The 21166-nt window shown below is 41.8% G+C and carries 18 protein-coding genes; 7 read left to right on the top strand and 11 right to left on the bottom strand.

Features of this window, described 5'->3' with window-relative positions; all coding sequences use genetic code 11:
- Positions 1-18 precede the first annotated feature (18 nt).
- Positions 19-279, bottom strand: coding sequence for a hypothetical protein (locus QL898_RS10805; protein ID WP_290176794.1), 261 nt, complete (start codon positions 277-279; stop codon positions 19-21).
- 177 nt (positions 280-456) lie between these two features.
- A complete protein-coding gene (locus QL898_RS10810) occupies positions 457-741 on the bottom strand; it encodes a hypothetical protein (protein WP_290176795.1) in 285 nt (94 codons plus the stop codon).
- A gap of 243 nt (positions 742-984) precedes the next feature.
- Here QL898_RS10810 and QL898_RS10815 point away from each other — a divergent pair, with 243 nt between their 5' ends.
- Together QL898_RS10815 and QL898_RS10820 are read left to right on the top strand one after the other, a co-directional pair.
- The gene (locus tag QL898_RS10815) at positions 985-1704 is read left to right on the top strand and encodes a heavy metal response regulator transcription factor (RefSeq protein ID WP_290176797.1); all 720 of its coding nucleotides are present in this window, start codon (positions 985-987) and stop codon (positions 1702-1704) included.
- Between the two features lies 1 nt (position 1705).
- A complete protein-coding gene (locus tag QL898_RS10820) occupies positions 1706-3175 on the top strand; it encodes an ATP-binding protein (RefSeq protein WP_356639141.1) in 1470 nt (489 codons plus the stop codon).
- A gap of 731 nt (positions 3176-3906) precedes the next feature.
- On the opposite strand, the gene QL898_RS10825 is transcribed toward QL898_RS10820, so the two are convergent.
- The gene (locus tag QL898_RS10825) at positions 3907-4269 is read right to left on the bottom strand and encodes a hypothetical protein (protein WP_290176799.1); all 363 of its coding nucleotides are present in this window, start codon (positions 4267-4269) and stop codon (positions 3907-3909) included.
- A 35-nt stretch (positions 4270-4304) separates the two neighbouring features.
- Between QL898_RS10825 and QL898_RS10830 the strand changes: the two genes are divergently transcribed.
- Positions 4305-5105, top strand: coding sequence for an NAD-dependent deacylase (locus tag QL898_RS10830; RefSeq protein WP_290176800.1), 801 nt, complete (start codon positions 4305-4307; stop codon positions 5103-5105).
- A 102-nt stretch (positions 5106-5207) separates the two neighbouring features.
- Here QL898_RS10830 and QL898_RS10835 read toward each other — a convergent pair whose 3' ends face one another.
- The 4 genes from QL898_RS10835 to QL898_RS10850 form a co-directional block, all read right to left on the bottom strand.
- On the bottom strand, positions 5208-6206 hold the full coding sequence (locus tag QL898_RS10835; protein ID WP_290176801.1) for an adenosine deaminase: 999 nt from the start codon (positions 6204-6206) through the stop codon (positions 5208-5210).
- Positions 6207-6410: 204 nt separating this feature from the next.
- Positions 6411-6935, bottom strand: coding sequence for a TPM domain-containing protein (locus QL898_RS10840; RefSeq protein ID WP_101204947.1), 525 nt, complete (start codon positions 6933-6935; stop codon positions 6411-6413).
- 71 nt (positions 6936-7006) lie between these two features.
- Positions 7007-8191 carry a TPM domain-containing protein gene (locus tag QL898_RS10845; protein ID WP_290176803.1) on the bottom strand — a complete coding sequence of 395 codons (1185 nt, stop codon included), beginning with the start codon at positions 8189-8191 and terminating at the stop codon, positions 7007-7009.
- Positions 8192-8314: 123 nt separating this feature from the next.
- Positions 8315-8947 (bottom strand): LemA family protein, encoded by a 633-nt coding sequence (locus QL898_RS10850; RefSeq protein WP_057758539.1) that lies wholly within the window; start codon positions 8945-8947, stop codon positions 8315-8317.
- A 956-nt stretch (positions 8948-9903) separates the two neighbouring features.
- Between QL898_RS10850 and QL898_RS10855 the strand changes: the two genes are divergently transcribed.
- Positions 9904-11451, top strand: a complete 1548-nt coding sequence (locus QL898_RS10855; protein WP_290176804.1) for an alanine/glycine:cation symporter family protein — start codon at positions 9904-9906, stop codon at positions 11449-11451.
- Between the two features lie 492 nt (positions 11452-11943).
- Here the strand turns inward: QL898_RS10855 and QL898_RS10860 are convergent, their stop codons facing one another.
- Together QL898_RS10860 and QL898_RS10865 are read right to left on the bottom strand one after the other, a co-directional pair.
- The gene (locus QL898_RS10860) at positions 11944-12549 is read right to left on the bottom strand and encodes a fasciclin domain-containing protein (protein ID WP_057758535.1); all 606 of its coding nucleotides are present in this window, start codon (positions 12547-12549) and stop codon (positions 11944-11946) included.
- A 422-nt stretch (positions 12550-12971) separates the two neighbouring features.
- Entirely contained in the window at positions 12972-13526 is a 555-nt protein-coding gene (locus tag QL898_RS10865; RefSeq protein ID WP_057758533.1) for a fasciclin domain-containing protein, read from the bottom strand.
- Between the two features lie 572 nt (positions 13527-14098).
- Here QL898_RS10865 and metH point away from each other — a divergent pair.
- The 3 genes from metH to QL898_RS10880 all read left to right on the top strand — a co-directional run bounded on the left by metH (position 14099) and on the right by QL898_RS10880 (position 20419).
- Positions 14099-17902, top strand: a complete 3804-nt coding sequence (gene metH / locus QL898_RS10870) for a methionine synthase (RefSeq protein ID WP_290176805.1) — start codon at positions 14099-14101, stop codon at positions 17900-17902.
- Between the two features lie 198 nt (positions 17903-18100).
- Positions 18101-19030, top strand: a complete 930-nt coding sequence (locus tag QL898_RS10875) for a bile acid:sodium symporter family protein (protein ID WP_290176806.1) — start codon at positions 18101-18103, stop codon at positions 19028-19030.
- A gap of 561 nt (positions 19031-19591) precedes the next feature.
- Positions 19592-20419, top strand: a complete 828-nt coding sequence (locus QL898_RS10880) for a hypothetical protein (RefSeq protein WP_290176807.1) — start codon at positions 19592-19594, stop codon at positions 20417-20419.
- A gap of 240 nt (positions 20420-20659) precedes the next feature.
- Here the strand turns inward: QL898_RS10880 and QL898_RS10885 are convergent, their stop codons facing one another.
- Positions 20660-20806, bottom strand: a complete 147-nt coding sequence (locus tag QL898_RS10885) for a DUF2256 domain-containing protein (RefSeq protein ID WP_197177670.1) — start codon at positions 20804-20806, stop codon at positions 20660-20662.
- A gap of 51 nt (positions 20807-20857) precedes the next feature.
- Positions 20858-21109, bottom strand: coding sequence for a DUF2256 domain-containing protein (locus tag QL898_RS10890; protein ID WP_290176809.1), 252 nt, complete (start codon positions 21107-21109; stop codon positions 20858-20860).
- Positions 21110-21166 lie beyond the last annotated feature (57 nt).

Here is a 21166-nt window from a genome sequence, read left to right on the forward strand (position 1 = left end):
AGTGTATAAAGTGAATCGTTAAGAGTTGCTATTACTTGTCACACAGTGTTTTTGGTACATCTGTTTCATTTTACCCATATTACTCATCATTGCTTTCATGGCAGGATCATTCATATCCATTTTACTATGATCCATTTTGCCCATCATTTGCATGTGCTTTTGCATTTTTTCACAGTTCATTTGGTCTTTTTCAGCATGCATCTTAGGATCATGCGCCAAAGCTGACGTTGAAACGACTAAAGCTATAGCAGTTGCTACGATTGATTTAGATAGTGACATGGTAAATCCTTATTTGATTGGGTTTGAAGTCGACTAGACTTCAAACTATTAAGTTACTTTAAAGCATACTTTATTGATTCTGACAGAGAGATGACGGCAAGATTACAATTCTGTCATCTTGCTATTTATGGTTTTTAATATTGTTAGCAATCCTTTAGTATGACGTTAACGCTGATATTACTTATCGCTACCATATTTGTTAATGAAGTATTTTTCAGACTGTAGATGTTGATCTTTGTGTTCAATCTCACAAGCCACTCTAGCATCGATATAGCTTTTCATTTGGGCGCTAGAAAGCTGAGCATCGTTATGATCCAAGTTTTTTGCAAAGTCAGTAACCGCATCACAGTTATTGATGATGGACGTACTTATATCAGTAGTGTGCGCGTTAGCAGTGGTAATACCGATAAGTACAGATACCGACAGCAGTACTACTTTTTTGAATGAGCCGTGAATTTTCATATAAAGCCTCTTTTGTAAGTTGTTAGGTGTTTGAGTTATTAGGTCATTAAATTAATGACCTGTAAAAATAATTCATAGCTGCTAGATATTAGGAACGAGCCACTATGTTTCATTCATATAGATTAGCAAAAGAAGACTGACAATCTGATTACGAGCACATGACATTTTTGTCAGTTACAAAACGTTTTTGTCATCTATATTGATTAGGATGTCAAAGAATCATAATCGTATTGAGGGGTTACTATGAAAATACTACTGGTAGAAGATGAGTTGAAACTAGGCGAGTATATAAAAAAAGGTCTGAGTGAAGCTGGGTTTATTGTCGAGCATCACCTAACAGGCCTAGATGGCTATCACGCATTGATGACAGAAGAGTTTAGCGTGATCCTAATGGATGTGATGCTGCCTGATGTTAGTGGATTTGAGCTGGTGCGCAATTACCGAGCAGCGGGTAAGCAAACACCTGTGCTCTTTCTAACGGCAAAAGATGACTTAAGCGATAAGATAAAAGGGATTGAGATTGGAGGCGATGATTATTTGACTAAACCTTTTGCGTTTGCAGAATTGATCGTCAGAATAAAGAGTCTGTTACGACGCGCCAATCAAGCCGATTATCAAAGTACGATCCTGCAAATAGCAGATCTCAAGATGGATATTGCCAAGCGCACGGTACATAGAGGCGGCAAGCCTATTAAGCTCACGGCAAAAGAGTTTTCCTTACTACAGTTTTTATTAGAGCGCCGAGGTGAAGTGCTACCACGTACCGTGATCGCCTCCCAAGTATGGGATGTGAATTTTGATAACGATACCAATGTGATTGATGTGGCGATCAGACGTCTTCGTATAAAAATAGACGATGGTCATGAGGCAAAGCTCATTCATACTGTGCGCGGCATGGGCTATCGCTTAGAGGCGCTGGCTACTGAGGTCCAAATTGATGCGGACGGAGACGATTCTAAATAGCATGAACCATACACTCAGAAACCGGCGCTGGTCACTGCTATGGCGAACGATTTCCTTATTGACAGTCTTCGTTATTATCTCTCAGGTCATCATCTATGCATGGGTGCAGCGCTCTGTGAGTGGACACTTTGAGCAAATGGACTCAGAGATTATCACCCATGCGGCTTTTAACCTGCGCAAACGCATGATTGATGTTAACGATCACATAGAACCATTCACAGTGTCAAAGTCCCAATCACTCATTAATGACAATCACTTGCATTCCTCTTGGCTAGATTATGATTTAAAAACCTTAGTAGCAGATAAAAAAGGCAAATTATTATCCAGTGACCCTAGTAATTTCATTCATAATTTACCGCCCGATTTTAGCTTGTTATCACTATGGCAGGATCATCACGAGCAGCAGTTTATGATCAAGATAAATAATAGGCATTACCGAGCAATTATTATTCCAAATCAAGAGGTTTTGGCGTTTATTGCATTACCTATCGATGTGCATCATCAATATCTTATCCAGTTTAATCGCCAGCTGAGCTTGATACTCACAGCCATCACCTTGTTGTTGGTTTCAGTAGCGGCATTAAGTGTGTATTGGGGGTTTGCGCCTTTGTCCACTATCGTACAAAAAATGAAAGGCATAAACATCCAAAGGTTAGACGAAAGAGTTGCGGTTGACGATATGCCGTTAGAACTGAGGCCACTAGCAGAATCTTACAATTCAATGATGGTCAAGCTTGAAAGTAACTTTGAGTCTTTGTCTCGGTTTTCAGACAATATTGCCCATGAGCTACGTACGCCAATAGCGACGCTGAGTACACAAACGCAGGTCATGTTAACTAAGCCAAGAGAAGGCGACGAATATATCGAGCAGCTACATCATCAGCATGATACGTTAGAGCAGTTATCCGCCATGATTAACAATATGCTGCTACTGGCAAAAACCCAAAAAGGATTAAGTGACTCGCAAATCAGTCACGTGGATACAGACAGCTTAATCACAAAGCTCGTTGATTACTATGAAATGATTGCAGAAGATCGAGGGATAACTTTTGAGAAATCAGGTAAGTTCGAAAGAGTATTAGGTGATGAAGGCTTATTGCAACGGCTGTTTGCCAACCTGATGTCAAATGCGATTTATTATGCAGCTAGTGATAGTACTATCATGATATCCGCTACCGTCTTCACCTCAACCACCTCACTTAATGTAGCAGAAGACGAGGTTCGACCCTCAAAGCAGCCATGGTTGAGACTAACGATAACCAATCGTTTAGACAAACCGTTAGATCAGAGTCAAGCCGATAAATTATTCGAGCGATTTTATCGTCATGATAAAACTAGCCATAAGTATGCAGGTACAGGGTTGGGATTATCTATCGTGCAGGCTATCGCTAATGCACATAAAGGTACGGTTGGTATCACTATCAAAGATGAGTATTTTTTTGAGGTTACTGTAAGATTATTGATGGCTTAACAAGGTAAATCAAAAGAAGATAAACTCAAAACGTTGTTGTCAAAAACTCAATATCGGAGTATTTGCAAGTGTAGTCCAGAACCGTTTCTTCAATGCATTCGAAAAATCGTTAAGATCTAAACTACGGCTGAAATGCCTGACTGTTTTTTCGAAATTATAGCACCCCATTTCTACAGTAATTTATTCCGATATTACTTTGATGAGTTAATAATTCGCTTAATCAGTAATTTCTGAAAAATTTAAGTATAAAATACGTACATTAAAACCATAAAAAATGATTGAATTCTATACTTAACTAGTGACCAAAATTGATATTCATGTTGCTATAAACTCCTTTAAAAGACGCTAAACGTCACACCGATAAATCCTTTACACCCCTTTATTTGTATAGTATGGTAGGTTGTTATACATTAATATAACTTAATGAAATATGGTGGTTCTAGCCTCCGAAGCCGAGGGTCGTGGGTTCGATTCCCGCCGAGCGCACCAACTATACTGTTTACAATCTCGCTCTACCTTTCCCTTAGTACTATCTTAAACTTCCTATACTTATTAAACCTACATTTCAAAATGTTTGCGATTTTTCTATGCTTGTATACTTCCAATGCTCTCACCTATAGTCGACTCAGTGTAATCTGGATACAAGGAAGCCGAGTGAAAGTACTACAAGTAGTAGACTGAGCGAGACTGACACCGTAGCTAATTTATAGAGGATTGACTATATAACAAAATTACTCTGCATCTTGTAAATTGGCAGTCAATTGAGCACGGCTAGGTATACGGTGATAGTTAATCACTGGCACATCACCCAAACGGCGCTGACCCTCAGCAATCTTTTTATCAATCGTAATCATCGCAATTTTTTTATCTTGTTTGCTAACGAGTAAATGATTTGCCTTACGCGTGACTCGATAATCAGCAAAATACTTTTTTAATATCGCTGATGTTTTTTGCAGCGCATCATTCGGTGTTGCATTTTTTGACTTTACGCCATTATGCTTTTCGCCTGCTTTTGCACCTCGCGATTTTGCCACGAACCATAAAACTGCGATGACAGCGAACAATATGACAAGCCACCAAATTCCGTCTATCATAAGTAAAAATATCCATTATTAGCAAGGGTTGGCTCATGTTAGCAGAATTATCACCAGCGTTAATAGCAGAAGTAAAACTTGCCGCACAACTGCTGTCATCGAAACAGCGTATTTGCATTTTGACTGGGGCTGGCATTTCAGCAGAAAGCGGCATCCCAACGTTTCGGGATAAGCAAACAGGACTGTGGGAGAACTACGGTGTCGAAGACTTGGCCACCCCTGAGGCGTTTACTCATGATCCAAAGCTGGTGTGGTCATGGTATCAGTGGCGTCGGCAAATGGTCGCAGATAAAGCACCAAATCCTGCCCATCATGCGTTGGCTCAGTGGCAGTATCATGCGCAAACCTCCGATCAGCAGGTGACACTCATCACCCAAAATGTCGATGATTTGCACGAGCAAGCTGGTAGCGCAGTGACTCACCTGCATGGTCATCTTTGGCGCAATCGCTGTGGTCAGTGTGAGACACCCTATCAAGATCAATCGAGAGCATCATACGATAATCAATGCACAATGAACTTTGATGAAACACTGCTTAACTGTCCGCATTGCGACGGTTACATCAGACCAGATATTGTTTGGTTTGGCGAAGCTCTACCTGTACAGGCTTGGCAAACTGCCGAAGATGCTGCAGCTAATTGCGAGGTATTTATCAGTATCGGTACCTCAAGCCTGGTTTACCCTGCTGCTGGACTATCACAGCTAGCCAAACAAAATGGCGCGAAAATTATTGAGATAAACCCTGACCCAACGCCAAATACTATTGTCGATATTACATTAGCAGAAAAGGCTGGAATCGTTTTGCCACTGCTTATAGCAGAGATTACAGCTTTATAATTGCTACTACTTATAGATATTACTGAATGACAGACAATAAAAAAGGCTTAACGATTTATATAAACCGTTAAGCCTTCGCTACTAAAAATAAGCTCGTTAAAGTTATTTCAATGCAAGATCAACTCTCGCTAAGTAAGCTTCTTTTAACTCATCACTGATAAATGCCGATTTAAAAGAGTTTTTTACTAAGGCAATAACATCGTCTTCCGTAATCGGTAGATTTTCATATAGATTGATAAAGTTTTGATTCACATACCCTTTGAAATACGAAGGGTCGTCTGAGTTAACGCTGATATTTAGACCGTAATCTAAAAGCTCTTTGATATTGTGCTCTTTATAAGTCTCAAAGACTTTTAGCTCGATATTTGAGTTCGGGCAAACCGTCAGTGGCATCTGCTCATCTTTAAGTCTTTGCATCAACTCTGGGCTTTTTATAGACTGCACACCATGATCGATTCTATTGATATTCAACAAGTCTAACGCTTCGTAGATGTACGAGAAGTCTGCTTCCTCGCCTGCATGAGCAACCAACTTAAAGCCTTCTTCTTTGGCTTTTTGGAAGACTTCTTTGAATTTCGATGGTGGGTTACCCAACTCTGATGAATCGAGGCCAACACCAATAATATCGTCCTTATACTCTAGTGCTTGCTCTAATGTTTCAAACGCTTCTTCTTGTGATAAATGACGCAAGAAACACATGATGATGCATGACGTGATACCGTATTTTGCTTTGGCATCTGCAAGCGCTTCTTTGATACCTGTAATGACCGCTTCAAAAGGCACGCCGCGTTCGGTATGCGTCTGCGGGTCAAAGAATATCTCTGTGTGGATCACATTGTCTTCGACACATCTAAGAATATATTCCCATGTCAAATCATAGAAATCATCTTTGGTGAGCAGGACATTTGCACCCGCATAGTAAATATCTAAAAAACTTTGCAGATTGTTAAAGTTATAGGCGGCGCGCACGTCTTCTACGCTGTCATAAGGTATCTCTACATTGTTCTTTTTGGCCAATCTAAACATCAGCTCAGGCTCTAGCGAACCTTCAATATGTAAATGAAGTTCAGCTTTCGGTAGTTTCTTTATTAATTCAATCATAGTATTCCAATAATGGTGTTATCGAGACGAGCCCTAGTGAATGTTGCACAGTAGGATAATCAAACCATACATATATGAGGCGGTATCTGTCCCAGAATAGTCATTTTAACACTAAAAGCGTATCGCCTAAAACAAAACCCTTTGACCGTATAGATAAGCTGCTTATAAAAGTAGCCTTCTTAATACAACCGTATAAGGTGCAAACTACTTTAAAAACACCACTGTATCGGACAGCTCATTGCCTTCTGGATCATGCTCTAAATGATAATACTGACGTAATACCTGCCCTACTTCATCTAGCAGTTCAGCCAAGCTCTCTTCTGTCTTTTGAGTAGCAATACCAGATACTGCCTTTTCGCACATTGCATTCCATACCGTTGGACTAACGTGAGCGCTGATACCTCGGTCTGCGACAATCTCTAGTTTACGCTCGCATACATTGACATAGATCAAGACGCCCGTATTTTCTTCGGTATCCCAGACGCGATATTCGCTAAACAAATCAATCGCACGCTCACGGCAGTTCATGCGATAGGCTTCTTGGATAGGCAAATGATTTTCTACGATTAAGAACACCTCACCACGATGTCCACGCTCAGCTCTTGTCACAGCATCTGTTAAGCGTGCCTTAGATTCTGTTGTTAGCCACTTACTATGTAATAAAGGGACGAACAAAACTTGACGCCACCAGCGGGCAAAACTGGGGTTTGAAGCGTTGTCTTCTACCATTATATTATTTCCTCAAGTACGTCGTTTTCGATGGTTATGTAGAGTTTATTTTTTTTACGTATGCGGAATACTTACCACGAGCCACCTGCGCCGCCGCCGCCGAAACCACCGCCGCCGCCGCCAAAGCCGCCTCCTCCGAAACCACCACCACCAAAGCCGCCTCCACTACCGCCGCCCATACCGGGTAAGAAAATCATGCCGCCTCTGCGCCCACCTTTACCGCCGCCGCCTTTTCCACCGCCGCCGCCGCGTGAGATCAAAAACATCCAGATGAAGATTGCCATAATCAGCGTCATGAAGAAACCGCCGCCTAAAGCCATCGAACCTGCAAAAAACCCGCCAGCGGTAATGATAGAACCAAATACTCGGCCCAATATATTAGTAATAAAGCTACCAAAAATCATCGCCATGATAAATAAGAAAATAGGTGACGGCAGCTCGTCTGAGCTTTGCTGAGCAGTGCGTTCTGCGGCTTGTGCATCAGCACGGGCTAAGACTTCAGGATCAGCAGTTAGGCGCGTTTTAAGCGCTTCAACGCCAGCGATTATCCCTGCACCATAGTTATTTTGCTTAAATAACGGTGTGATATCTTCTCGAATGACACGGTTAACCGCTGCATCTGGTAAGACGCCTTCTAGTCCATAACCCGTTAGGATATACATATCACGGTCATTAACAGCGACGACAATTAGCAGACCATCATCGATAGCTTCATCACCCAATTCCCACTTCTCAGCAACTTGCAAGGCATAATCAAATATTGGTACGCCATTGGTAGTCGGTACGATAACCACTGCTGCTTGTGCTAATCCCTGCTGATAGATACTTCTAAGCTGCGCTTCTAGACGTAGCCTCTCTTGGGGATTTAGGATATTGGCCTGATCAACGACTGGTTCATTAAGTATCAACTTGTCAGCGTCAACACCCTCGGCACTGGAGCGTACAGGTGGCTGAGCGGTTGTTTGGGCATTGGCTGTACCATTTGCTGTGCTTTGGTTATCTGCGTTTTGATTGATAGCGTCGTTGCCGAGCACTGCCCCATTAATAGCATCGTTGTTTAATACAGCATCATTGATTGCTTCGTTAGACTCGCCTGCTTTAGCGACAGCCACCAACTCTTCGACACTACGGTTTTGCAGATTCGAGGTGCTATCTGTCGCCACCGCTGTATCATTGGGTGCAGCGTGCAATGCAGGCACGCTGACGACACCTAACGTAAACAGTAATGCTGATAAGATTGCTTTTGAATTATTCATCTAATCTATACCACCTCAGATAACATCTTTACCAATTGATAGACTCTAACTAATCATTGTCAAACCATTAGCTAAATGAACAGAGCTGCCTATGCCGCTCTGTCATCACGTTAATTCTAAATTTTATTCAGCAGACTTTTCTGTAGAGTCGCCAAAATCAACACTTGGTGCGGTTGAAATCGCCTCTTCATTGGCCACACTAAAGTTGGGCTTAGTATCCATCCCAAATACTTTTGCAGTGATGTTGGTTGGGAACTGACGTACCGTTGTATTGTATCCCTGCACTTCTTGGATATAACGGTTACGAGCAACAGCAATACGGTTCTCAGTACCTTCTAACTGTGCCTGCAAATCCTGAAACAATGCATCTGATTTTAAATCTGGGTAACGCTCAGACACCGCCATCAAACGTGACAATGCCCCTGTCATCTGCTCTTGCGCTGCTGCATAACGCTCCATCGCTTCTGGATCATTAAGCACTTCTGGCGTTACCGTGATACCGCCCGCACGGGAGCGAGCTTCTGCCACTTGGGTGAAGACCTCTTGCTCTTGCTCGGCATATTGCTGTACGACTTTGACTAAGTTTGGCACCAAATCAGAACGGCGCTGATACTGGTTGACCACTTCTGACCATGAAGCAGTGACCTGCTCATCTTGTGCTTGCAGGTTGTTGTAGCCACAGCCGCTGAGACCGACTGTGGAAGTTGTCAATAAAGCGGCTAGCAACATCGGCTTCATAATAGATTTACGCGTCATTGTTGATTCTCCTAATAATGATAAATAACAAATATCCAGTACCACGTTTTTAATATTTTTAAGTTTTCTTGGTATTCATACGGCAGTCATGCACTCTATATATTGTATATCTGCGCATCACTCTATCAGCATGATATCAAAAGAAGTTGTCCTAATGATGGCGTTATATACGGCTTTTTACAATTGACCGTTACCAAAACACAACCGCATAGTGTCAACGATAACGCGTTTTTATCATGATAGATATAGAGCAAAAATCTAGCAGTCTGGCGCAATCAGACTAAATGTTATGAAAGTACAAACAATTATTTATATATTATCTAAATTTTGCTAATGTATCAGCCAAATAAAATACGAATATATCTACCGTCTATAAAGAAATTTCTAGTAATTAGTACAAAAATATGGCAAATTGCAGTTACGTAGCCGTACGGTTTGAATACATTTGGTAGTGGACTTATAGTTTGATTAGTATTAGCGAGTTGTTAATTTCTTAATAAAAAGATCAATTAACTGTCAAATTATCGCTAAATACTGTCGATTCGCCATACCAGTCATGTATTTATTTAAGACAGCTCATAGTAAGTTGAATGCCATCATGGTGATGGATATTTAATTATATAACCGCCTGTTTTATCCGCCGGTCAACTTATGAATCATCTAATATCTAACATGATGATAGAAGACCGCTGTAGTTGAGGTTGTAGAATAATAGTAAACGCAGCTGATATTAGTATTGTCAGTGATAAGCGCTATGCAAATAGTCCGTATTACTGATGAGATACGCGGGTAAATACAGACAACTACAGTCCATTCTTGGTGGCCAAGCACATGAGACTTAGACAATAAATAAGTCGATGCAGAGACTTTAACTGCTTAACTTAAATAAGTAAGTTAACCAGTTAGTTTACTCCTAGCAAACAGTGCCACCTTGAGACAGTACTAGGAACATAAATATGGAAGGTTTAGTTAACTTAGTAAATGGAATTATCTGGAGCCCAGCGCTGATTTATCTCTGCTTGGGTGCCGGTCTGTTCTATTCCATTATGACGCGCTTTGTACAAGTACGTCTATTCGGTGAGATGATCAAACTCCTATTCACTGGTAAATCTAGTGCACAGGGTATCTCATCATTTCAGGCACTTGCCGTCTCACTCGCCGGTCGTGTGGGTATGGGTAACATCGCTGGGGTAGCTGCTGCTATCGGCTTCGGTGGCCCAGGTGCCGTTTTCTGGATGTGGATCGTAGCCTTTCTAGGCGCATCTACAGCCTATGTCGAATCTACTCTTGCTCAGATTTACAAAGAAAAAGATGTGGTGACTGGCGAATATCGCGGTGGCCCAGCTTATTACTTTGAACGTGCCCTTGGTCAAAAGTGGTACGGTATCCTCTTCGCAATCGCTTCTATTTTATCATGTGGTATGTTCTTACCTGGTGTACAGGCGAACGGCGTTATCAGTGCATTTGCACAGGTAATGGGCGAAGGTACGATCATGAACGTTGCAGGCCTAGAAGTTGGCTCTATGCGTTTGGTCGGCTTGGCTATCATCTTAGTCGTGCTAGGTATCATCATCTTTGGTGGTATTAAGCGTATTGCAACCTTCACTGAGTTTGCAGTACCTTTCATGGCATTAGGTTATATTGCCCTAGCGCTAATCATCATGTTCAGCAACTTCAGCTTGATTCCAGATGTATTTGGTATGATCGTTGGTGATGCATTCACTGCACAAGCAGGTTTTGGTGCTGCGATCGGTTGGGGTGTGAAACGTGGTATCTACTCTAACGAAGCTGGTCAGGGTACAGGTCCTCACGCTGCTGCTGCTGCTGAAGTTGAGCATCCATCACAGCAGGGTCTAGTTCAGGCATTCTCAGTATATGTTGATACATTGCTAGTATGTTCTGCTACTGCATTCATGATCTTGTCTACTGGTATGTACAACATTCAAGGTACGCTACCAGATGGTCAGTTCATCGTACAGAACGTTGCTGCTACTACTGAAATCAATGCTCCTGCGTTCACGCAAATGGCAATGGAATCTGTATACGGTACGTTTGGTAATGCCTTTATCGCAATCGCTGTATTCTTCTTTGCCTTTACAACAATTCTGGCTTACTACTACATCGCTGAAGTAAACGTCGCTTACTTAACACGTTTCCTTGGTCGTAGTGCGAACAGAACTGGTCTATTCCTAGTGAAAATTCTTATCATGGCGATGGTTGCTTATGGTGGTCTAAACTCAGCTGGTTATATCTGGGCAATCGGTGATATCGGTGTTGGTCTTATGGCTTGGCTTAACATTGTTGGTATTCTTGTCATCTTCATCGTGGCTCGTCCAACACTTACTATGCTTAAAGACTATGAAGCTCAGCGTAAAGCTGGCGTCACTCGCTATAGTTTTGACCCTGCTAAATTCGGCATCAAAAACGCACCGTATTGGGAAGAGCGTCATCTAGCACAGCAAAAAAGCATGAACGCTGATCCATTACGTAAAGACAATGTGTAAGTCAATTTAATAAGATTGCTATTTAATCTTATTGAATAAACAAAAAGCCCGAGACCATGTTCTCGGGCTTTTTTGTTTGGATAGTTTTCTACACCACTACAGAATAGCTTACCGAAAAAACATCAAGATTCCTATTTATAAAGCCTGGTTTAGTATCACAAAACCCCTCTTTTACCTCTCAAAGTTAACCTGTCTTTGAAATAATATATGACAGTCAATTTATTTTTTTCATCCTCTCTTATAAATCTTACCTTAGTGTTTTGTGACCTTATTTTTATTAGGTAGCTGTACCCGTATAGTTAACCCATAGCTTATCTTATCTTATCTTATCTTATCTTATCTTATCTTATCTCATCGCTTCAACTTCTGTTCCTTAACTTCCCTATTCTTAATTTTCGCGTTCTTAATTCATAGACATAAAAAAGCCTAGCGCGATGGCTAGGCTTTCTTTAGATAACTTGTAGATTCAAAACCTACAAACTAAGAAATCGCTTATTCAGGCATTAATACTGCATCGATAGTGTGAACCACACCATTGGTTGCCATGATATCTGTACCAGTGATATTTGCTGTATTACCAGTAGCATCAGTAATCACATTGTCTTCACTAATAGTGATGGTTTTACCGTTCGCTGTTTCGATCTCAGTACCGTATGGGATATCAGCCGCTTTAACTTCCATTGCTAGTACATGATAAGGAAGGACCGTTTTTAGCAAGTCTGTATTGGCCAATAACTCTTCTTTAGTTACGCCTAGTTTTTCTAACACTGGAGCAAACGCATCATCAGTTGGGGCAAATACAGTATGCTTAGTTTCTTCCATTAGCATAGTATCAAGACCAGCAGCCTGTAGCGCAGCGGTTAAGATGGTTAAGTTTTCGTTTTCTGCTGCGATTTCAGCAATAGTTTGAGTCGCTTCCATATCCATTTCGGCCATTGGTTCTGCTTCAACAGCTTCTGTCTCAGCAACTGGCTCAACTGCCATTTCTTCAGTGGCTTCTGGTTCAGTTGGCTCTGCAACAGTTTCAGTATCGTTACACGCTGCTAGTGACATGGCTGCGGTTACAACTGCGATAGATAACAAGTTCTTCTTTAACATAGGTAATTCCTTTTTGGATAAATAATTGATTAAGGGGTTTATTTAAATTAATAATTTTCGATAAATATAATGGCGACCAATAATTGATAAATTTACCAATTACTTAGTCATACTATTTAGTCCGTTATATTGATAGTTCTCAGTCTAACTGTTTAATTTTCAAATGGTATTTACTTAGGTAGCAACACTGTATCAATCACGTATATAGCATTGTTTGCTTGTATATCAGTTATTGCGACGTTTAAGAAAAAGTGGTGGTAATTAACTACTTTTAGATGTCTGTTTTAAAATTTTAATCTGAACAGAAACTTATATAGATAAAACCCTAAAGTCTAAAACAGCCATTGTCTGATAGTGAAATCATCACAAACAATGGCTGCTTAGTCTTATAATAAATACAGTGGGTATGCCTCAGTTAATACTTATTTAGGCAACAATACTCTATCGATTACATGAACGACGCCATTGTTGGCAGCGATATCAGTCTTCACGATATTCGTTGTACGACCATTTTCATCCATCAGTTTGCCTTCTTTAGTCACCATTAGCGTATCTTTGCTAGCGGTCATTACGTTGCCAGGCTTCACGTCTTTGGCATACATAGCCATATCACCAGCGACTACGTGATAACCCAATACTTTAGTCAATAGTGGTTTATTGGCAAATAACTGTGCTTTAGTCATACCGGTTTCTTGTAATGCTTGCATAAAGGCAGCATTGGTTGGGGCAAATACCGTATAGTGAGCGTTAGGATCAGACAACATATCGACCAGGCCCGCTGCTTGTACCGCTTCTACCAATACTGAGAAATCAGGATTGCTTTGCGCAATTTGTACAACATTCATCTTAGCCATACTCTGACTGTGCATTGGTGCTTTCATATCGCCCGTCTTTGCTGGCATCATATTATTACAAGCACTTAGACCTGCGATTGAGATCGCCAATGTACCGATGGTGGCAATTTTAGTAAGTTTCATAACATTTTCCTTAATGATTTGAATTTTTTTAACGTTGGTATTGTTTCAACTATGATATTACTGCCTTACAGATCATCCTGCCTGCTAATGCCATTTGCTCACCATACTGTACTGCTAATACCGATACTCTTGGTACCAATTATTGCTAATAAATGAGCCTATATTTATAAGTAGGACTTACTAAGACCTTGTATTTCTGAAATTAAATTAACATGTAAGCAATCTTTATCAACCTGCCTTTGCGCAATTTTTTGTGGTATGGGTGTAAATTCTGTCTGACTTCTGAGCATTCCCGTTGGCTTTCATTTGCAAAAGAAAAGCTTTATGTAAGCCCTTAGCGAAATGATATTCATTTGTGCGTATCTGCTTTATGAAATAGACTCTAATACCTTACTTTGTTACTTAGCTCTCCTCTTATTTATCTATTGCCAAAGAGGAATATGCAGTATCCCTATGTAGCAAACTTTTCATGCTAAAATAATGCAAATTTGCGGTCCTCTTCGTGAGACTCTGCACGCTACTGGTTTGTTATTCCTTCTTTTTTTAATAATTACGATATAAGCAGCACACCTATGATTCCAACGACGACCTCACCAACCGATTCTCATACCGATACCGCCTCTACCTCCTCGTCCGCTAATGACTTTATATTAACACCACCTGCTGTATTTCCGTTTAAAGAGCAGCAACTAACCGCTCGTGCCCGTATTACTGAGCAGATGGCATCACGCATTTTGATGTTAGACGGTGCGATGGGTACGCAGATTCAGACCTATAAGTTAGAAGAAGCAGATTATCGTGGTGAGCGTTTTGCTGATATCGACCAAGATGTACGCGGCAACAACGATCTACTGGTACTGACTCAGCCGCACATGATTAAAGACATTCATCACGATCATCTGCTAGCGGGTGCTGATATCATCGAGACCAATACCTTTAACGGTACGCGTCTGTCGATGGCTGACTATGACATGCAGTACCTAGTGCCAGAACTAAATAGGACAGCAGCCAAGATTGCTAGAGCAGCGGCGGATGAATTTACCGCAAAAACGCCTGAGAAGCCGCGCTTCGTTGCGGGTGTTGTTGGCCCGACTTCACGCACGTGCTCACTATCGCCTGATGTCAATGATCCTGCATTTCGTAATATTACCTTTGATGAGTTGGTACTCAACTACCGTGAAGCGACTTTGTGCCTGATAGAAGGCGGCGTCGATATTATTTTGATTGAAACGATTTTTGATACGCTAAATGCCAAAGCGGCGATATTTGCGATCACTGGTGTATTTGACGATATTGGCTTTGAGTTGCCAATCATGATTTCGGGTACGATTACCGATGCGTCAGGTCGCACGCTATCTGGTCAAACAGCTGAGGCGTTTTATAACTCTATCCGCCATGCAAAGCCTCTATCCGTTGGATTTAACTGTGCGCTTGGTGCTGATGCGCTACGTCCACACATCCAAACGCTATCGAATATCGCTGATACCTTTGTCTCTGCGCATCCAAACGCTGGTCTGCCCAATGAGTTTGGTGAGTATGACGAAACTGCTGAAGAAACGGCTGCCTTACTTGAAGGTTTTGCCAAAGCAGGCATCTTAAATATTGTCGGCGGCTGCTGTGGTACGACGCCTGAGCATATCCGTCAAATCGCTAAAGTAGTGGCGAATTATCCGCCGCGTGTCATTCCTGAGATAGCGCCTGCCTGCCGGCTATCAGGTCTAGAGCCATTCACCATCAACTCTGATAGTCTGTTTGTCAATGTCGGTGAACGTACCAACGTTACAGGCTCTAAAAAATTCCTACGTTTGATTAAAACCGAAGCCTATACCGAAGCGCTCGATGTCGCTCGCGATCAGGTCGAAGGTGGCGCGCAAATCGTTGATATCAATATGGACGAAGGCATGCTCGACTCCAAGCAGGCGATGATTCACTTCGTCAATTTGGTCTCAGGGGAACCAGATATCAGCCGTGTACCACTAATGATTGACTCGTCCAAATGGGACATTATCGAAGAAGGCCTAAAGCGTACGCAGGGCAAATCTGTCGTCAACTCCATTTCATTAAAAGAAGGTCACGCTGAGTTCGTTGAACGTGCCAAATTATGCATGCGTTATGGTGCCGCGATTATCGTCATGGCATTTGATGAAGACGGACAGGCTGACACTTACGAACGTAAGATTGAAATATCTAAACGCAGCTATGACGTACTGGTCAACGAAGTGGGCTTCCCATCAGAAGATATTATTTTTGATCCAAATATTTTCGCGGTTGCCACGGGTATCACCGAGCATAATAACTACGGCGCTGACTTTATTAATGCCACACGTTGGATTACGGAAAATCTACCAAATACCATGGTCTCAGGTGGGGTGTCCAACGTGTCGTTTAGTTTCCGTGGTAACCCAATCCGTGAAGCGATCAACTCCGTATTCTTATACCACGCGATCAAAAACGGTCTGACCATGGGTATCGTCAACCCAGCCATGCTTGAGCTGTACGATGATATTCCAAAGGAAGCCCGTGACGCTATCGAAGACGTCATGCTCAACCGCAATCAAGGTGAAACTGGTCAAGATGCCACTGAACGTCTAATGACCGTCGCTGAAAACTACCAAGATGGCGGCAAGAAAAAAGACAGTACTGTCGATATGAGCTGGCGCGAAGGCACGGTAGAAGAACGCATCGCCCACGCACTAGTCAAAGGCGTGACGACCTTTATCGAAGCGGATACCAAAGAAGCATGGGAGAAGTACCCTAAACCGCTAGAAGTCATCGAAGGGCCACTCATGGACGGTATGAATATCGTCGGTGATCTATTCGGTGCTGGTAAAATGTTCCTCCCGCAAGTCGTGAAATCTGCTCGCGTGATGAAGCAGTCCGTCGCATGGCTAAACCCATATATCGAAGCGGAAAAAGTCGAAGGCGAAGTCAAAGGTAAAATCCTAATGGCAACCGTCAAAGGCGACGTGCATGATATCGGCAAAAACATCGTCGGCGTGGTGCTTGGCTGTAACGGCTATGATATCGTCGATTTGGGCGTGATGGTACCTTGTGAAAAAATCCTCGATACTGCCATCGCAGAAAAAGTCGATATCATCGGTCTGTCTGGTCTGATTACCCCAAGTCTCGATGAGATGGTCTATGTCGCCAAGCAAATGCAAGAGCGCGGCATGACACTACCACTGATGATCGGTGGTGCAACGACGTCGAAAGCGCATACTGCCGTCAAGGTCGAGCCGCAATATCAAAATGATGGCGTCATCTATGTATCGGACGCTTCGCGCTCAGTCGGCGTGGTGACCAAATTGCTATCAAAAGAGCACCGTCAAGCGCTCATTGATGAGACACGTGAAGAATATGTCAAAGTGCGTGAGCGTCTGGCTAAGCGTCAACCAAAAGCTGCCAAAGTCACCTATGCCGAATCAGTCAAGATTGGCTTTCAGTATGATTGGAAAAACTATGTGCCACCAGTGCCAAATAAGCTAGGACAAGTGATATTGGATGACTATCCGATCAGCAATTTGCTGCCTTATATTGACTGGACACCGTTCTTTATCTCTTGGGGTCTGACGGGTAAATACCCGAAAATATTGCAAGATGATGTGGTTGGTGAAGCGGCTCGCGATTTGTTTGAAAATGCAGAAGAGCTACTACAAAAGATGATTGATGAAAAATCAATCGTAGCGAAAGGTGTGTTTAAACTGATGCCAGCGCGCCGTACTGGCGCAGATACCGTCACTGTATATGACAATGACCCACAAAATGGTGGTAAACCGACCTACCAGTTTGAGCACTTACGTCAGCAAAGCGACAAGGCAAGCGGCAAGCCTAACTTTAGCTTGGCAGACTTTATCTCACCATCAGACACCCACACTGATCACTTGGGCGGCTTTACTGTTTCTATCGTCGGTACAGAAGCACTGGCTGAGCAATACAAAGCAGCAGGCGATGACTATAATGCCATTATGGTACAGGCGCTGTCTGACCGCTTAGCCGAAGCATTTGCCGAACATTTACATGAGCTAATACGTAAAGAGTACTGGGGCTACCAACCAACCGAATCACTTACCAATGATGAGATGATTAAAGAAAAATACGTCGGTATCCGCCCTGCACCTGGCTACCCTGCCTGCCCTGAGCACACCGAAAAAGGCAAATTGTTTGATTGGCTCGGTACGGTAGAGGCAATCGGTACGACTTTGACCGAAAGCTATGCGATGTGGCCTGCGTCATCAGTCAGCGGATTCTATTACTCGCATCCTGATAGCGAGTACTTCAATGTCGGAAAAATCAGCCGTGACCAGCTAGAGAGTTATGCGGAGCGTAAAGATTGGGATATGAAAACTGCTGAGAAGTGGTTAAATCCGAACTTGTAGTCGATTAGCTAATGCAATTATAGAAACTTGATAGTTATTTTTTGGCTTACTCATTTAATATGGGTAAGCCATTTTTTATGACATTCTATTTTGCCCACCATCAGCAAACTTATCGCTACGTTCATAGTAAAATACTTTTATCATTTACTGACAAGAACCATGCTAGATTATTGTCTACTTTATTATTTTGAGACAGCTATGAATCAGATTGCATTACTTTCTAGTTGGATTGGCAAAACTTTTGCAATTTGGGCATTGGTCAGTGCTGTTTTGGGATTTATTTTTCCTGAATTTTTTGCCTCATTGGCTTTTTTAATCGTTCCCATCCTTGGCATTATTATGTTTGGCATGGGCATGACGCTCAAAACCGAAGATTTCCTAGAGATTGTCAAACGACCCAAACCTGTACTGGTAGGACTAGTGGCACAGTTCACGCTCATGCCTTTGATCGCTTACCTATTAACGGTCATTTTCAACCTCGATCCTTTAATAGCAGTCGGTGTTATTTTGGTTGGCTGTTGCCCTGGCGGTACTTCTAGTAACGTGATTACGTTCTTAGCCAAAGGTGATGTGGCATTGAGTGTGGCGATTACCTCTATCTCTACCCTGCTTGCGCCTTTTTTGACCCCTATTCTATTAAATGTGTTTGCTGGTCAGCTGATCGATATTGATTTGGCCAGTATGATGATAACCATTACCAAAATCGTTATCTTGCCCATATTACTAGGTGTTATCTTCCATAAGTTTTTGGGTAAAAAGATCGAGTTTGTCACCGAGGTATTACCGATGGTGTCGGTATTGGGTATTTCTATTATTATAGCGGCAGTGGTAGCAGTATCTAAAGCGACTATTCTAGACAGCGGTGCTATCGTCTTTATCGTGGTTGCCTTACATAATATGACGGGTTATACCTTGGGCTATGTAATCGCGCGCTTATCTGGCTTTACGGAGAAACAACGCCGCGCCATTATGGTGGAAGTGGGCATGCAAAACTCTGGTCTGGGCGCTGCCCTTGCGGCGACTTATTTTAATCCTGTCGCGGCCTTACCGAGTGCAATATTTAGTGTGTGGCATAACTTTAGCGGTGCGTTGGTTGCGAATATTTTTGCTAAGAGAGATGGTGATTAACCAGCGGTAAATTCAGTCGTGATCAATTAGAAATTTATACTGAGTGTGAAAATTAGAATATAAAAACTGCTAAAAAATGGTTGAAACCCAATTTGTAGTAACTAACTTTCTTACGTTTAAATCGATTTCAAAAAATATATGTAGCTATGACGTTTAAATATACCGTCTCCTTTATCTTTTTCATTCAGTAGAAATGCAGTCAATAAAGGAGACGGCGTTTAATTATATATCTGCCAATTTTTTAAATAAATACTTTTATTGCTCACTATCTTCCAGCGACAGTATCTCGAAAAAGCTCTTCGAACCTTTAATACTTTGACCTTTTCGCTAATAAATTTACTTTTTACAGCTTCTTCTCGCTTTTACACTCTTTTTATTTCATAACCAACCTCTCTATTTTACTCATTTAGAAAATACTTTTTGGATTGGATTAACTGAAAAATGTTTGTTATATTAGTAAATACTGATTTATATATTCTTTAATTAACATAATAAGGAGATGCAAGGCACTGACTTTCAGCTGAGTGAGATTTTATATTTTTAAATCAAGGAGAGATAAAAATGAAATCATTTAAACTAGCATTATTAGCCATGACAACAGCATTGATTTTACAGGGATGTGGTAGTGACTCTGATTCTGATGAATCACCGACGTCGCAACCTGATCAGCCAGATGTTACACAACCTGATCAGCCGAATATCGATACTGAAATCGTCGGCATGTGGAGTAGCGACGATACCGCTAGTGGAGAGTTATCAACCATTATATTCATGGATGATGGGACTTATATACAGACCCAAGTCGATAGTAGCCAATCAACCAGTGAAGCTGGAAATGGTATGGAATTAGGCAGTTATAGCGTCAGTAGTACAGAAGGCAAACTAACCGCTACGCCTATCTTTGATAAAAACGGTACCTCTGGATTATCAGATTCTGTCATGCGTTATGCTCAGGTATCTAACGGTAAATTTATCCTGAAAGTAGATGAAAACGGAAATGGCATCATTGATAGTAACGAAAGCTATCGTTTCTCAGAAACTAAGTCTGAAAGTATTTTAGGACCTTGGGATTTCGATGATGCTGATGACAACGAGCTACTGGGCTTAGCATTTTTAGAAAACGGCACTTATATCTACGTGCAAGTTGACGAGGATAGGTCAGTCGATAATTCCGAAAATGGTATGGAATGGGGTAACTACACTGTTGATGCTGTTACTGGTCAATTAACTACTACTATAATTTATGATGGCAATGCGGGGACTGGATTATCAGAACCACGCACGCGTTACGCTCGAGTAACAGGTAATACTGCCCTTACTATTGAAGTGGATGACAACCAAGACGATGTCATAGACAATGAAGAGATGTTTAAATTCTCAAGACCCTAGCCCAACAGTGTAATAGCTAATGATAGCCAATAAAAACGTTAGAGTTATTCTCTAGTGAGAATGACTTTAGTCTTTTTATGCAAAAGCACTTATATGTAAATGACCTATATCTCATCTTCTGTAAATTAGACGACGGTGTCGAATGGAAGAATTACTTATGAAAGAACATTACTAATAATGAGCCATCAACTTAACAAAGCTTCAGCCAATCTATGATCGGCTGAAGCTTTATATTTTGGTCTATTCATCTTTTGCTTTCCCACGCCGACACCGCTCCGAACAATAAATCACCTGCTCCCAGTCTTTTTCCCACTTCTTACGCCATGTAAATGGGCGCTGGCAGACGGGGCAGGTTTTTTGCGGTAAGTTTACCTTTTTATGTGCCATCATCTGCCCCCTTGTGCCGTATATCTAATATCTATGGTTAATGTTTACTGCCTACTTATCTTCTTTTTGATGATCTAGCCCTTCATACTTTTTCACCCGTCGGCATTGGTCTGAGCAATAGACCATGCTCTCCCAGTTTTTATCCAGCTTCTTAGTCCAGCTAAACTCGCGCTCGCAGACAGGGCAAAGTTTTTTGCGGACGTTCTTTTTTTTGTGCGCCATAATTTTCTCATTGGTTTGATATAGTCGATTCACTACCATCAGATACGGGGTCAGTCTTGCTTCGCCTACTGTTTGTAGCACTTTTACTCGCTGTCATTGTATCCAAAGTAGCTGTTGCCGACTATATTACCACTGTCT

The organism is Psychrobacter sp. APC 3279 (assembly GCF_030407795.1).
Lineage (GTDB): Bacteria > Pseudomonadota > Gammaproteobacteria > Pseudomonadales > Moraxellaceae > Psychrobacter.

Excerpts from the sequence above, each read along its gene's own strand:
- QL898_RS10805 (WP_290176794.1), bottom strand. The coding sequence starts at position 279 with ATGTCACTATCTAAATCAATCGTAGCAACTGCTATAGCTTTAGTCGTT.
- QL898_RS10810 (WP_290176795.1), bottom strand. The coding sequence starts at position 741 with ATGAAAATTCACGGCTCATTCAAAAAAGTAGTACTGCTGTCGGTATCT.
- QL898_RS10815 (WP_290176797.1), top strand. The coding sequence starts at position 985 with ATGAAAATACTACTGGTAGAAGATGAGTTGAAACTAGGCGAGTATATA.
- QL898_RS10820 (WP_356639141.1), top strand. The coding sequence starts at position 1,706 with ATGAACCATACACTCAGAAACCGGCGCTGGTCACTGCTATGGCGAACG.
- QL898_RS10825 (WP_290176799.1), bottom strand. The coding sequence starts at position 4,269 with ATGATAGACGGAATTTGGTGGCTTGTCATATTGTTCGCTGTCATCGCA.
- QL898_RS10830 (WP_290176800.1), top strand. The coding sequence starts at position 4,305 with ATGTTAGCAGAATTATCACCAGCGTTAATAGCAGAAGTAAAACTTGCC.
- QL898_RS10835 (WP_290176801.1), bottom strand. The coding sequence starts at position 6,206 with ATGATTGAATTAATAAAGAAACTACCGAAAGCTGAACTTCATTTACAT.
- QL898_RS10840 (WP_101204947.1), bottom strand. The coding sequence starts at position 6,935 with ATGGTAGAAGACAACGCTTCAAACCCCAGTTTTGCCCGCTGGTGGCGT.
- QL898_RS10845 (WP_290176803.1), bottom strand. The coding sequence starts at position 8,191 with ATGAATAATTCAAAAGCAATCTTATCAGCATTACTGTTTACGTTAGGT.
- QL898_RS10850 (WP_057758539.1), bottom strand. The coding sequence starts at position 8,947 with ATGACGCGTAAATCTATTATGAAGCCGATGTTGCTAGCCGCTTTATTG.
- QL898_RS10855 (WP_290176804.1), top strand. The coding sequence starts at position 9,904 with ATGGAAGGTTTAGTTAACTTAGTAAATGGAATTATCTGGAGCCCAGCG.
- QL898_RS10860 (WP_057758535.1), bottom strand. The coding sequence starts at position 12,549 with ATGTTAAAGAAGAACTTGTTATCTATCGCAGTTGTAACCGCAGCCATG.
- QL898_RS10865 (WP_057758533.1), bottom strand. The coding sequence starts at position 13,526 with ATGAAACTTACTAAAATTGCCACCATCGGTACATTGGCGATCTCAATC.
- metH (WP_290176805.1), top strand. The coding sequence starts at position 14,099 with ATGATTCCAACGACGACCTCACCAACCGATTCTCATACCGATACCGCC.
- QL898_RS10875 (WP_290176806.1), top strand. The coding sequence starts at position 18,101 with ATGAATCAGATTGCATTACTTTCTAGTTGGATTGGCAAAACTTTTGCA.
- QL898_RS10880 (WP_290176807.1), top strand. The coding sequence starts at position 19,592 with ATGAAATCATTTAAACTAGCATTATTAGCCATGACAACAGCATTGATT.
- QL898_RS10885 (WP_197177670.1), bottom strand. The coding sequence starts at position 20,806 with ATGGCACATAAAAAGGTAAACTTACCGCAAAAAACCTGCCCCGTCTGC.